This is a genomic window from Sphingomonas sp. GW821-FHT02B09, from assembly GCF_059421875.1.
Window position 1 is genome coordinate 1 of record NZ_JBWKVV010000020.1, and the last position, 13,387, is coordinate 13,387.

Genomic DNA, 13,387 nt, shown 5'->3' on the forward strand with positions numbered 1-13,387 from the left:
AAGACGACCGTGCTCCTGGCATACGAACTCACCGCTGAAATGACTTGCGTCACCAACCGCTATTAGACGACGGTCTGCATCCCAATCGGGACACCCGACGACCTCCGGACGGAGTAGAAGGCCGTAAGCGTATATCTGGGTCCGTTCTATGTAGCGCCCCCAGTTAGGCCCGTAGTCGGTCAGTTCCCACCCGAACACCGCCGAATAGAAGGTTCTGGCTGATCCGAGATCGCTCGCGGGAAGCTCGATGAATTGATGCGGGCCATGAAGGGGTCGGTTCCGGCTGAGGGCGAAATCACACCTTAAGCTGAATGCCCGCGCCGGGGGTTAACCAAAGGTCGGCGAACAGGAAGGCCGCTACGCTTGGCGGAAAGCCTCGACAGCATCTGCAACTCGCCAGCTATACCAAGCGTCACCGTTAACCAGGTGCAGCATGTCACCTTTGCCGGCGAGCAGCATCGGCCGTTCCCAAATGAAGTGCTCGGCGAACGACGGGTGCGGGTGCTCCGGCGAAACACGTTTGGCGAGCGGCAACCGCCACGAGGCAAGCATGGTCGTATCTTCACCCTGTCCGTCGCCCTGCAACGCGATCAGGGCCAGCCTCGTCGCGTTGTCACCGTAGCCCCCCGCGAGCAGCATATGGCGGCCATCCGTGGCGATCGCATTCGCCCCGGTCAGTGCGTTGCGCCACCACCGAACAGGCTGACCAGGACATAGGTGAAGCAGCGGAAACTCGGTGTAGGGGCACACCCAGGCACCATCATCAGCTACCGTCATCGCATAAACGTCAGCGAGGAACCCGGCAGCTTGCGGCACTGGTCCGACCGACAGAAGCGCGCCATTAGCAGCGAAGCAGGCCGCAACGACCGCCGTTCGATTCATGGCGTCGGGGAAACGGTCCATGTTGCCGAAAATGCCTTCGTCGAACCATCCCACCCAGGCACGGTCGTTGGCATCAATGTCCAGGTATTCGATGGCATCACCGAGGCGGAAGCGGCTCAGTAACGTACCGTCGGGTGCGAACAGGCGCGCATTGGGCTCGTCGCGTGCATTCGTGGCGGCGATCAGCCACCGGCCATCGGGAAAGCCAGCGAGCTTAAGCCACGGGCTTTCGAGCGGCATCATCGGTCCGTCGTGGAGCGCAGTGCCGTCGAACCGCCACACGCGGCCGGTGCCACGCGCCGCTAGCGACTGCGGCCTTTCGGGGGAGTCAGCCGCCAGCGGTTCGGTTTCCTGTCGGCGCACCCGCGCCCAAGCGCCTGCGAGATCGACATCGGTGCCAAGCAGCCCAAGCGATCTGTCAGGCAGCACTGCCATCGTTACTAGCTGCCAGCCCGCAGGCAAGGGCGGAAGTTGCACGGTGGAGTGAGGCAGTTCTATCGCTTTCACGTCGTGAAGATTGAGCGTGTTGCGGAGCGGCAGCAAGAGGATTGTAGGAACATCATTGTGCTGCCACTTCAATAACGCGAACAGAATCCGCCTTGGCCCGTCCTACGATCGCGGCGACGGTGTTCTTGCTGAGGCCAAGATCGCGCGCGATCCAGCGATAGCTGCGGCCTTCGGCGACGAGCGCCAGCACCTTGGGGGCGAGCCGATCGGACTTGGGCCGGTCGCCGGTCTGCCGCCCGAGCTTGCGGCCCCGCGCCCGTGCCGCAGCAAGGCCTGAGCGCACCCGCTCGCTGAGCATGTCGCGCTCGAATTGCGCGATGCCGGCGAGCATAGTCGCCATCATCCGCCCGTGCGGCGTGTCGACCTCGAAGGTCATGCCGCTCATCGCGACGACCGACACCCGCCAGCCCGACAGCCGGTTCAGCGTATCGAGCAGGTCCTGGGTTGAGCGTCCCCAGCGGCTGAGTTCGGTGACGAGGATCGCATCGATGTGCCGCGCCTGCGCCAGCTTCATCACCTCGGCGCGCGCCGAGCGGTTGGCCTTCATGCCCGAGGCGGTTTCGCGGAAAGTCTCGACCACCTCATAGCCACCGCGCTCGGCGAAACCGGCAAGGTCGCGCAACTGCCGCTCGCACGACTGATCGGCGGTCGAGACACGGGCGTAGATGGCGGCGCGTTGTCCCAATTGAACCTTCCTGAAACCGGCCCCGAAAACCCTTGATCTGCGTAGGCTCAGTGTTGTCCAAAACAGACTTCTGTTCAACCGGGACACTTGGGCCATGCCGCGCCGCCATATCCTGAGCGCACGGCAGCGGTCGGCGCTGCTCGACCTGCCGAGCGACGAGGCGTCGCTGCTGCGGCACTACATCCTGGCAGATGACGACCTGATCCATATCGACCGGCGACGCCGGCCGGAAAACCGGATCGGCTTCGCGCTGCAACTGTGCGCGCTGCGCCATCCCGGCCGGATGCTGGCACCGGGCGAGGTCATCCCGCTGCCGGTGTCCGTCTTCCTCGGCGCCCAGCTCGGCATCACTGGCGACACGCTCGTTCGCTATGCCGTTCGCCGCCAGACCCGCCAGCAGCACATGGAGGTATTGCGGCGGACTTATGGCTACAGGTCGTTCCCCGGTCAGGGAGCACCGGCACGGGCATTTCGCGACTGGCTGTTCGCCGAAGCCGAGCAGGCACGCTCCAACGACGATCTTGCCCGGCGCTTCATCGTCCGCTGCCGCGACACCATGACCATCCTGCCGGCGATCACCACCATCGAGAGGCTGTGCGCCGACGCGCTGGTCGCGGCCGAGCGGAATATAGAGAAGCGGATCGCTACGCGCCTCGATCGTGTTGCCTGCACCCGGCTCGACCGGCTGACGACCGAGATGCTGCCAGGGGCGATCAGCCGTTTCATCTGGTTGCGCCGGATCGAGCCGGGCAGCAATTCCGCTGCGGCGAACCGGCTGCTCGACCGGTTGGAGTTCCTGCGCGCGATGAACCTCGATGCGGGTCTGCTCGCCGGCGTCCCGCCGCACCGCGTCGCCCGATTGCGTCGGCAGGGTGAGCGTTATTTCGCCGATGGCCTGCGCGACCTGAACGCCGATCGGCGTCGCGCCATCCTCGCGGTCTGCGTCATCGAATGGGCTGCCGCGACCGCCGACGCGGTGATCGAGACGCATGACCGCATCGTCGGCCGGACCTGGCGCGAGGCGAAGCAGGTCCACGATGCCCGCGCCGCGGAAACCAGAGGCGCGGTCACCGCGACATTGGACGGGTTCGCCGCGCTCGGCCGATCGCTGCTCGACGCGCATAGTGATGACGCGTCGCTGGAGGATGCGATTGCGCGCGCGGCGGGATGGGACCGGCTAGACCGCCTCGTGGCGACGGCTCGGACACTGACCGACAGGCTGGGCGACGATCCACTGGCGCATGTCGACCAAGGCTATCACCGCTTCCGCCGCTATGCCCCGCGTATGCTGCGCTGCCTCGACCTTGCAGCCGCACCGGTTGCCCGACCCCTGCTCGACGCGGTGACCGCCATCGCCGCCAAGGGCGAACTGCCGGCCACCGACGACTTCCTGCGCCCGCATTCCAAGTGGCGTCGCCAGTTACGGGCAAAGGGTGAGGACGATGCTCGCCTCCGTGAGGTCGCATTGATGTTCCACCTGCGCGACGCGCTGCGCTGCGGCGACATATGGCTCGACCGCTCGCATCGCTATGGCGACCTGCGGGACGTCCTCGTGCCGATGGCGGTCGCGCGAACCATGAAGCTGGCGGTCCCGTCCGATCCGCATGTCTGGCTGGCCGATCGCAAGGCGCGGCTCGCCGATGGCCTCGCCCGGCTCGGTCGCGCCGCACATAACAGGACGATCCCGCACGGCAGCATCGAGGACGGCACGCTGCGCATCGACCGTCTCACCGCCGATGCACCGGACGGAATCGAGGAATTGCTGCTCGACCTGTACCGTCGCCTGCCGCCCGTCCGGATCACCGACCTGCTGCTCGAAGTCGATGCGGCACTCGGCTTCACCGATGCCTTCACCCATCTACGCACCGGCGTGCCATGCGGCGACCGGATCGGCCTGCTCAACGTCCTGCTCGCCGAAGGGTTGAACCTCGGCCTGCGCAAGATGGCCGAGGCGTGCAACACCCACGATTACTGGCAGCTCTCCCGCCTCGCGCGCTGGCATGTCGAGAGCGAGGCTATCGATCAGGCGCTGGCTGCCGTGGTCGCCGCGCAAGGCGCACTGCCGATGGCGCGGGTCTGGGGCATGGGCACCACCGCGTCTGCCGATGGCCAATTTTATCCTGCCGCGCGACAGGGCGAGGCGATGAACACGGTCAACGCCCGCTACGGCAACGATCCCGGCATCAAGGCCTACACCCACGTCAACGACCGCTTCGCGCCGTTCGCGTCGCAGCCCATCCCCGCGACCGTCAGCGAGGCGCCCTATCTGCTCGACGGGCTGACGATGAACGAGGCCGGGCGGCGGATCGAGGAGCAATATGCCGACACCGGCGGGTTCACTGACCATCTGTTCGGGATCAGTGCCATGCTCGGTTACCGCCTCGTGCTGCGCATCCGAGACCTGCCGTCCAAGCGGCTGTATGTGTTCGATCCCGCCGCCACACCGGGCGAACTGCGTCCACTGGTGGGCGGGAAGGCGCGTGAGGCGCTGATTGTCTCCAACTGGCCCGACCTGTTCCCCTGCGCCGCCACCATGAGCGCCGGCCAGGTCGCCCCAAGCCGCATCCTGCGCAAGCTCGCCGCCTATCCGCGCCAGAACGACCTGGCCGCCGCGTTGCGCGAGGTCGGCCGGATCGAGCGCACGCTGTTCATCATCGAATGGATTCTCGATACCGGCATGCAGCGCCGCGCCCAGGTCGGCCTGAACAAAGGCGAGGCGCACCATGCGCTCAAGAACGCGCTGCGCATCGGCCGCCAAGGCGAGATCCGCGATCGTACCACAGAAGGCCAGCACTACCGGATCGCAGGCCTCAACCTGCTGACCGCCATTATCGTGTATTGGAACACCCTGCACCTCGGCCATGCCGTCGATGCCCGACGCCGCGAAGGCCTCGATACGCCCGACCACCTGCTCACCCACGTCTCCCCGCTAGGATGGGCGCATATCCTTCTTACCGGCGAATACCTCTGGCCGAAAGACGCCGACGCTTAGGGTGTCATTCCGCCCTCAGCCGGAACCGCCCCCTAATAGACCTCCGCGAACCGCATCGTGCCGTAACCGTGCCGATCGAGGAGCGTCATGGCGCATAGGAAGCCGAGCAATGCGTCCGTCACATGCCGGGTAGAGAAGCAGCTGCGCAGCATCGCCTGCGGGCACCGGCCGTTACGTGCGGCGAACACCCATGTCCGGATCGCGGAGAGGGTGAACACATAATCATCGGGTATGTCCGTCACCCGCCGGTCGAGATAGTCGTAGAGCGTCGCCATCGTGGGTCAGACCATGGCAGCAGGCGTGAACGGGCAACCATCCACTCCGTCCGCTACGATCTTCGGGATGTGAGGCACGATGTCGCCGCATAGCCGGCGGACGCTCGACAAGGCCCAGGCGAGTGCACCGGGCAGGCCGTGGGGGATGTCCGGCGTGGCGGTGCCGGGTAGCGTCGGCATGCGACTGCCGAGGAGGCGGATGACAGCGCGCTCATCCCCGCTCAAGCAACGCGAGCAGCAGCACTCGGCGACGAGGCGCCGGCCGAGCACGGCTTCGGTAAGTTGGAAGACGCTTTCCAGCGCGACAATTCCGGGGGCCGGCAGGCGCAGACTCTGACCGAGCGCAACGAGGCGGGACAGGCCCGTGCCTTCACTGTCGTGATCGCGCATCGCGCAATAATGCCGGAGCAGGCGGACGACGGCGCATTCGCCATCGGTAACAGGTGCAATAAAGCGTTTCATGAAGGCCATGGCAATTTCCTCAATAGAGGTTCTTTTTCGCGTCGCGCTGCAGCGTCAAATCGATCAGCTTGGCGGGTACCAGCAGTTTGAACTGGTCGCGCGCGATCTGGCCCAGCGTTGGAAATGTACCCTTGGGGAGACGCTTGTCAGGATTCCACAGGTCGGATCGGCGCAGCGCCTTCGAGCAATGGAAATAGACCTCGCGTGTCTCGATCACGACTACCGATCGCGGCAGCTTCCCACCGTGGCGGAAGCATTCCATGATCTCGGGATCAGCTGTGATCGAGGCAACGCCGTTCACCCTCAGCATGTCTTCCACGCCCGGCAGGAAGATTAACAGCCCGACCGCTGGATGGTGAACGATGTTGGTCAGCGTATCGAGCCGGTTGTTGCTGGGTCGGTCCGGGAAGGCGAGATGCAGGTCGTCCAGCGCATGAACGAAGCCGGGCTCACCGCCACGTGGCGATACGTCCGCGAGGCCGTTTGGCTGCGAGGAGCCGATGCAGAAGAAAGGCGACAGCTCAATGTACCGGCGGCTGTGGCGCTCGAGATGCGGGAAGCTCTTGTCACGAACGGCTCTCGCCGGTTCCGTGTAGACGCCGCGTAGATCGTTCTCGTCGGTGAGATGACCATTGGGATCGTTCATCGCCGCGCGGCGGTCAGATTGAGCCAGAGGAAGCTTGCCGCGGCGCCAGCCATTGCCAGTCCGGTCCACAGCACCGGTCCGAACACCCATCCTCGTGCAACAATCGCGCCGACCAATGCAGTCGCTAGCAGCGCCCAACCGATGAGACGCCAGCGACGCGCGTCGAGGACGGGCAGACCTCGGCCGAATCGGGGCTCGTGGTGACGATCGCTGGCGAGACCGAACAATAGGAACGCGGCCAGTGCCAGTAGGGTGGCGAGAACAGTCATTCCGCCGCGACCCCTTCGGGTAAGAGGGCCTTGTTGGTTGGCGTGCGGATCGCGCGCGGCTTGCGGACGCGGGGCTGGTGACGAGCCACGCGGCGCGCCATCCAGGCTAAGCCAGTCGCCAGCACCAGCAACACCGCATCGACCATCGCCATCGGCCAGTCCGATGCTGCGATCCATTGCGCTAGGCCTGGGCGCAGGACTAGCAGGTCACATGCGGTCACCGTAAGCAGCCCCATCGCAGTCACGCCGAGTAGCGCCGCCCAGCTCTGTTTCGGTCGCAGGACCAACGCCGCAAACGCGGCGATGCACCAGGCGGCAAACAGCATCGTGATCTCCCGCTCCGCCCGGTCGGGGGTGGCGAGCGGCAGCAGCCGGTTGGCGAGGAAGAACGCCGCACACCCGAGCGGGAAGCCGGCGACGACCGCGATGTTCAGCCGCTCTACAATTCGGAAACCTAGTGGCGGACGGAGCGGATCAGGCAGCTTCTCGCGCCGCTTCACTGTCCACAGCACCAGGCCGCTGGCGACCATTACCGTGCCGCCCAGCCCGCATAGGAAGTACAGCCACCTCATTGTTAGATCGCCGAAGCGGCCGGCGTGCAGGCCGATCATCGCGCCGTATGTGGTAACCGCGCCGTTCGGCGGGGGCGATCGCCAAAGCAGGCGGCCGGTGACACCGTCATAGGCGATGCGCGTGCCATAGGTGGACAGGCTCGCCCGGCTGGCACGGGTCATGGTGATGCGCGCCCCGGCGTCGCCGGGCTCGACGACCTCGATGAAGCCGATCGGGCCGCCGAGCTGTTGCTCGCCGTTACGGACGAGCGTTTCCAGGTCCACCAGCGGCGCGGGGCGACCGGCGCGGACGACCTCACCGGCGGTGGGGAACAGCGCGGTGAACAGCTTCGTGCTGTCGGCATAATTGGCGATCGTGGCCCAGGGCATCAGCATCGTCGCCAGCGTGACAAGGCCGGTATAGGTGATCATCAGGTGGAACGGCAGGCCGAGCACGGCGGTGGCGTTGTGCCCGTCGAGCCACGACCGTTGGCCCTTGTCCCGGCGCAGCGTGAAGAAGTCCTTGAAGATCTTCTTGTGCGTGACGATGCCGGTCAGGATCGCGACCAGCATCATCATCGCCGCCACCCCGATCAGCCAGCGTGCCCAGATCACCGGCATGTAATGCAGGTCGAAATGGAACCGGTAGAAGAAGTCGCCGCCTCGCGTCTCGCGCGCGACAGGCACACCCGTGGCGTCGATCAGCGCGGAGGTATCCCGTCGGCGTCCGCGACGTCGTCCCTTGGGAGCATCGGGATCGGGTTGAGGCACCCAGAACACGTACGTTCCCGGCCCATCGACGGTTGGCACCGTGATGAACCACGTCTTCGCGTCAGGCGCCTTGCGGGCGAGAAAGCGTTGGGCGGCTTTCATCGCCAGGACAGGCTGCTCCACGCGCGGCGCTTCCGGTCGCATCCAGCGGTTCAGTGGTTCACGCCAATAGGCTGCCGTACCCGCGACGAAGATGATGAAGAGCACCCAGCCGAGCAGCAGACCCGACCAAGTGTGGAGCGTCGATTGCGATTGGCGAAAGCCCTTCTTCACAACCGGCCCCCGCTGGAAATCGACATCCAGGTGATGCCAGCCGCGATGAAGCCAGCGAGCGAAAGCGTCCAGACGGCGCGCCATCCCGAGATGGCGGCGTAGGCCCACATGACTGCACCGGCACACAGGGCGAAGGCGATCAGCGTCGCCGTGATCGTGGCTGCCGTGATGGGCAAGGGCAGCAACCTAGCAAGCGCCATCGCCCACAGGCTGGCAACGGCATAGCCGAGCGGTATGGCGGCAACGAGACGAAGCGTCGCATCCACTCGCCGCCACCACGTTACCGCCAGTCGCTTGTCGGCCTTTGTCCCCGCCGTCATCACGCCGTTCTCCGCCTTCAGAAGCTTACGCGGATCGTGCCCACCACCCGACGCGGCTCGCCGTAGAAGCCCCCAGGGCCGCCGAAGGCGAAGCGGACGTTCCGGTAATAGGTCCGGTCGAGAAGGTTGGTAGCGTTGACGCTGAGGATCGCTCGCTCGGTGAGCTTCAACCGCGCCAGTGCATCGACGGTAGCGTAGCTGCCTTGGCTCACCGTCCCGGGTACGAGTACCGGCGTGCCATTGGTGTTGAAGCGACCCGAAGGTACGTTGCCGCGATCGAAGATGCGCGACTGTGCCGTGACACCGCCACCAATCGTCAGACGGTCGCCGAACAGCCGATAGGTAGTGTAGACGCGACCGACGTGCAGAGGGAAAAACGGGTTCACCCGAACTCCGAGCCGGTCTTCTGTCCGTGCGTAGGTGTAGCTGCCATTGAGGCTCCAGCCGTGAAGCGGCTCACCCGCGAGTTCCAGTTCGCCGCCCCATGTCTTTACGCCGGACACCGAGATGGACGGCGTGAGATTGCCCGGTAGCGACATCGGTATGCCGTTCGGGTCCGTGAGCGTGAGATTGTCCTGCTTGATGTGGAAGCCGGCTGCGGACACGGTGAAGGCATCGCCGAATGGTGTCGCCTTTACGCCCGCTTCGTAGTTGGCACCGGTCGTCGGCGGCAGGATGTCGTTGTTCACGTCGCGCGCGGACACCGGGCTGAAGACGCTTGCATAGCTCGCGTACAGCGAAACGGCGGGAACGACATCGACCACGATGCCGCCGTAGGGTGCCCAGCGATTTTCGCGCTGAACGTCTGTGGGCCGTGTCGGCAGAAGGACGCCGGCGGCGTTAAAGTCGTCGCGGTCGGCGCGGTAATCGGTGTAGCGTGCCCCGGCGATGATCTTGAGCCAATCAGTCGGGTTCAACCTGACCACGCCGTAGGCACCTAGCTGGCGCAAGTCCTGAGAGAAAAGCAGAGCGTCTGTGCGGACGATCGAGGGCGATGCGAAGGTCGGCAGCCAGGGATCGATGTCGTAATTGCCGGCCGTGGGGAAGCCTGGCGGCAGTGCTCTTGGGTCCGGATTGAAGCCCGTTCGGCCCGCTGAGAAGTCCCGCTCGAAGTAGTTGAGGCCGCCGACGACCTCGTGCTCGCGACCGAACAGCCTGAACTTGCCAGCGACATACCCGTCGAGTGCGTCTTCGTTCTGATCGACTTCGCCATAGAAGCTGAACGGGTCGCCAAGGCCGGTGCCGTCGCGGCGCGGAAAGCCGCCCGGAATGTTGAAGAGACGGCTGTCGTTGTCGCTGCGGCGCCCGTTGTAGGTGACGCGAACGAGCCAGTTCTTGCCGATGTCCTGCTCCGCTGCCGCGAAGACGGTGGTCACCTCGCGAAGCCAGCGGTTGTAGGCGGCGGCACCCGTGAACGAGCGTGGAAAGTTTGTCTTCGTGCCGTCGTTGTAGAGAAGGGGGATGGTGCCCCAGCCGGCACCCTGCTGATCCGTCCGCAGGTAGTCCGCACCGACACGCAGGCGGGTGTGCGGGGTCACGTCCCATTCAAGGGTGCCGTAGACCACCGGGATCTTGTCGTGCTGAAGGTCGATGTAGGACTCGCGATCGGTATAGGCGGCGACCACGCGCGCCCGGACGGACCCGTCCCTGGTCACGGGTCCTCCGACATCGGCTTCGAAACGGTAGCTCGAGAAACTGCCGCCCTGCATGTAGTAGTAGCCGCGGAACTCGGACGGTGCTCGCTTGCGGATGAGGTTGACCGTCGCGGATGGATCACCGACGCCGGTGACGAGGCCGGCTGCGCCACGGATCACTTCCACCCTGTCGTACAGCGCGAGGTCGCCGACCGCCGAATTCTCATAGCCGCTGACTTGGTAGATGGTCGGTACGCCGTCGAACTGGAAGTTACGTACCGCGAAACCACGGATGTTGTAGTTGGTACGCGCCGCGTCGGTAGAGGTGATCGTCACGCCCGGCGTTTGCGCCAGCACCTCGGTGATGGAGGTGAGGTTGAAGTCCTCGATCCGCTGACGATCGACCACCGTCACTGATTGCGGCGTTTCCTTGAGCGTCAGCGGCAGCTTGGTCGATGTGGTGGGTCGCTTATCCTTTTCACCGGTGACGACGATATCCTGATCCTGAGGATCATCAGATGCCTCTCCGCCAACCGCCGCATCGGCAGGTACAATATGATGGGATACTGCCGCCTCAGCCATCAATGGTGTGGAAAGAGTGAGCGCGAGCGTCCACAGGCTAGTACCAGCCAGCACGATGATCCCCTGTATTATTGATAGGGACTCGCATTAGCGATCAAGGCACGGGTCGTAAACCGGGATAGATGAAAAAACCGTCATGGCGGTTGTCGCGGTCGTTCGATCGCTCGCCAATTTTCACTTCTTAGGGGTAGCCCGGCACCTGACGGCAGCAATCCATACGGTGTCACAACCGTCCGGTTGTGACACCAACCCCCTGCCCTAGCCTTTTGTAGATATCAGCGCTGGTTGGCACGCGGATGTCAGCGCTACACGGCACGATCAGGCCATCCGGCTACAAACTCCCGGTCCCCGTCGATCACCAATGCTTCGCCATCTCGCAACAGCCGGTGCGGGATGCCGTTCCGCTTGTAGAAGCTGGCTTCCTCGGCGGCCTGTTCACGGCCTGGATGATCGGAATTGTAGTGAACCACGATAGCCGTGGGGATGATCTGCAATCCCTTCCATAGCAGGCCGTCATCATATCCACTCAACGTTTCGTGGGATGCTGCCGATGGGGTTAGCCCCCGAAGATCGGACGATGTGATGACCGCAGCTGCACTGAAGCCGGCGTAGACGATACGACGTTGAGCCAGCAACGTGGGAAGGATCATATCCAGTCCGCTTTGCCGCATTGCCTTTCGCAGAATGAACGCATTGCCCCCGTTCACCCAAAGCATGTCGAATGCCCGCAGGTCACTGGCAAGCCGATCACCGGACGAAAAATAGGACCGAAGATCGAGTTCCTCTACCGAGAACCCGAACTTTGACATCGCGTTCGTTTGGCTGACACGAAATTGCTCCCGAGCTTCCGGAGCGTTGTCGAGTGCGTTGAGAACGAGGGCGCATCGCGCGTTGGGTCCCGCCATCGCGACCAGAGGAGCCGGATCATTGCCAAGCAGGAATGACGAAAGGTATAGTTTCATCGGATATCCCCGAGGAACCTTGCCAAGGTGGCAGGCCGATCGAAGGTGAAACGACGGCCTTCGAAAGCGGACAATTTCGCCATGTCCCTCGCGCGATGACGTCGACGATAGAGAAGAACGAAACGCAGGAATGTGCCGTCGAAACGCTCCGGGCATCCTGCGGCGAACTCGCCTTCCCGTTCTCGTCCGAGGTTGGCGATGGTTCGGCGGATAACCCGCCAGAAACATAGCCAAGTCGGAAAATCGAGGTGGATGATCGTGTCGGCACGGCTAACCCTTTCATCAAGCGTGCTTCCATAGTTACCGTCCATGATCCAGCGGGGCTGGTCAGCAAGGGACCGAACCTTCTCGCGCCAAACCTTCTTTTCGGAAGGCACCCAGCCGGGATGCCAGTAATGATAATCGAGATGTACGAGAGGCAGCCCGGTCTTAGCCGCCAGCATTTTGGAAGCGGTTGATTTTCCAGCACCAGGACAACCGATAATGAGGACACGCTCCATGGTCAGTCCTCAGGCCCTACGACTGCCCTCTCGGGCAAGCGTCCGATACACGGTCGGCCGCGAGATCGAGAACAGCTCGGCGAGATCGCTGATCGAGTAGTCGTCGGTGTCGTACATACGGCGAAGCTCCTTCTGCTGCCGATCGGACAGTTTGGGCTTTTTACCGCGCAGCTTCCCCTTGGCCCGCGCGACGGCCATACCCTCGCGGGTCCGCATCCGTATCAAGTCTGCCTCGAACTCGGCGAAGGTGGCGAGGATGTTGAAGAACAGCTTGCCCATCGGGTCGCTAGGGTCGTGGACGCTCGCGCCGAGCTGGAGCTTGACCCCACGGGCGGCGAGACCGTCCCCAATCGCGCGCGCATCCGGCACTGACCGTGCGAGCCTATCGAGTTTCGGGACCACCAGCGTGTCGCCATTGCGTACCGCTGCCAGCGCCTGATCGAGGCCGGGCCGATCCCGGTTCGTGCCGGTGAACCCCTTGTCAGTGTAGATGCGATCGGCCGCCACCCCGAGCTTGAGCAGCGCGTCATGCTGGGCGGCGAGGTCCTGTTTGTCGGTCGAGCAGCGGGCATAGCCGATCAGCGTGTGCGTCATGGGCCAGAGTGTAACGTATAAGGCCCCATCACCGCAAAACATATGGTACTATCTATGTGAGACTCGGCATCCGGCCGATTTCCGTAGGTCAGGCAACCGACCGGCGCGGGTCCGCTGAACGATCCTCTGGCGGCCAGCATAAAAATGTCCGTCAACTCTGGACCCGCGATGGCGATTCGGACAAGAATGCAAAACGGTGGGAAAACGGACAGATCGGGACCGGTCGTGGCGCTGATCGGCTATGCGCGGGTATCGACCGCCGACCAGAAGCTGGCGCTCCAGCATGACGCGCTGGTCCGTGCCGGTTGCGAGCGCACGTTCGACGATCAGGCGTCAGGGGCCAGGGCTGACCGGCCGGGGCTCGCCGAAACGCTCGCCTATCTACGGACCGGCGACACGCTGGTCGTGTGGAAGCTCGACCGGCTCGGCCGCTCGATGCGTCATCTGATCGCGCAGGTCGGCGATCTGGCGGCGCGCGGGAT

At 64.2% G+C, this 13,387-nt stretch carries 14 protein-coding genes; 2 read left to right on the plus strand and 12 right to left on the minus strand.

The genetic code is table 11. The features are described 5' to 3' along the window. Positions 1–357: 357 nt before the first annotated feature. Both AC07U4_RS24580 and AC07U4_RS24585 read right to left on the minus strand, forming a co-directional pair. Positions 358–1,425 carry a hypothetical protein gene (locus tag AC07U4_RS24580; protein WP_495197566.1) on the minus strand — a complete coding sequence of 356 codons (1,068 nt, stop codon included), beginning with the start codon at positions 1,423–1,425 and terminating at the stop codon, positions 358–360. A gap of 16 nt (positions 1,426–1,441) precedes the next feature. Beyond that, entirely contained in the window at positions 1,442–2,074 is a 633-nt protein-coding gene (locus AC07U4_RS24585) for a recombinase family protein (protein ID WP_495197567.1), read from the minus strand. 94 nt (positions 2,075–2,168) lie between these two features. Between AC07U4_RS24585 and AC07U4_RS24590 the strand changes: the two genes are divergently transcribed. After that, the gene (locus AC07U4_RS24590) at positions 2,169–5,066 is read left to right on the plus strand and encodes a Tn3 family transposase (RefSeq protein ID WP_495197568.1); all 2,898 of its coding nucleotides are present in this window, start codon (positions 2,169–2,171) and stop codon (positions 5,064–5,066) included. A gap of 32 nt (positions 5,067–5,098) precedes the next feature. Here AC07U4_RS24590 and AC07U4_RS24595 read toward each other — a convergent pair whose 3' ends face one another. The 10 genes from AC07U4_RS24595 to AC07U4_RS24640 all read right to left on the minus strand — a co-directional run bounded on the left by AC07U4_RS24595 (position 5,099) and on the right by AC07U4_RS24640 (position 12,905). After that, positions 5,099–5,341, minus strand: coding sequence for a hypothetical protein (locus AC07U4_RS24595; RefSeq protein ID WP_495197569.1), 243 nt, complete (start codon positions 5,339–5,341; stop codon positions 5,099–5,101). A gap of 6 nt (positions 5,342–5,347) precedes the next feature. Further along, the gene (locus AC07U4_RS24600) at positions 5,348–5,812 is read right to left on the minus strand and encodes a hypothetical protein (RefSeq protein ID WP_495197570.1); all 465 of its coding nucleotides are present in this window, start codon (positions 5,810–5,812) and stop codon (positions 5,348–5,350) included. 10 nt (positions 5,813–5,822) lie between these two features. After that, entirely contained in the window at positions 5,823–6,449 is a 627-nt protein-coding gene (locus tag AC07U4_RS24605; protein WP_495197571.1) for an MSMEG_1061 family FMN-dependent PPOX-type flavoprotein, read from the minus strand. Next, on the minus strand, positions 6,446–6,718 hold the full coding sequence (locus AC07U4_RS24610; protein WP_495197572.1) for a DUF3325 domain-containing protein: 273 nt from the start codon (positions 6,716–6,718) through the stop codon (positions 6,446–6,448). Before AC07U4_RS24610 ends, AC07U4_RS24605 begins: the two co-directional genes overlap by 4 nt. Next, positions 6,715–8,313, minus strand: coding sequence for a PepSY-associated TM helix domain-containing protein (locus tag AC07U4_RS24615; RefSeq protein WP_495197573.1), 1,599 nt, complete (start codon positions 8,311–8,313; stop codon positions 6,715–6,717). Before AC07U4_RS24615 ends, AC07U4_RS24610 begins: the two co-directional genes overlap by 4 nt. After that, entirely contained in the window at positions 8,310–8,633 is a 324-nt protein-coding gene (locus tag AC07U4_RS24620; protein WP_495197579.1) for a hypothetical protein, read from the minus strand. The genes AC07U4_RS24615 and AC07U4_RS24620 overlap by 4 nt, the downstream gene beginning before the upstream one ends. Positions 8,634–8,650: 17 nt before the next feature. Beyond that, positions 8,651–10,903: a TonB-dependent siderophore receptor gene (locus AC07U4_RS24625; protein WP_495197574.1), complete on the minus strand. Its 2,253-nt coding sequence runs from the start codon at positions 10,901–10,903 to the stop codon at positions 8,651–8,653. 251 nt (positions 10,904–11,154) lie between these two features. After that, positions 11,155–11,811, minus strand: a complete 657-nt coding sequence (locus tag AC07U4_RS24630; RefSeq protein WP_495197575.1) for a Type 1 glutamine amidotransferase-like domain-containing protein — start codon at positions 11,809–11,811, stop codon at positions 11,155–11,157. Beyond that, the gene (locus AC07U4_RS24635) at positions 11,808–12,311 is read right to left on the minus strand and encodes a P-loop NTPase family protein (protein WP_495197576.1); all 504 of its coding nucleotides are present in this window, start codon (positions 12,309–12,311) and stop codon (positions 11,808–11,810) included. The genes AC07U4_RS24630 and AC07U4_RS24635 overlap by 4 nt, the downstream gene beginning before the upstream one ends. A 9-nt stretch (positions 12,312–12,320) precedes the next feature. Further along, on the minus strand, positions 12,321–12,905 hold the full coding sequence (locus AC07U4_RS24640; protein WP_495197577.1) for a recombinase family protein: 585 nt from the start codon (positions 12,903–12,905) through the stop codon (positions 12,321–12,323). 225 nt (positions 12,906–13,130) lie between these two features. Here AC07U4_RS24640 and AC07U4_RS24645 point away from each other — a divergent pair. Beyond that, positions 13,131–13,387, plus strand: a 257-nt coding sequence (locus tag AC07U4_RS24645; RefSeq protein ID WP_495197578.1) for a recombinase family protein, incomplete at its 3' end; no start/stop codon positions are given.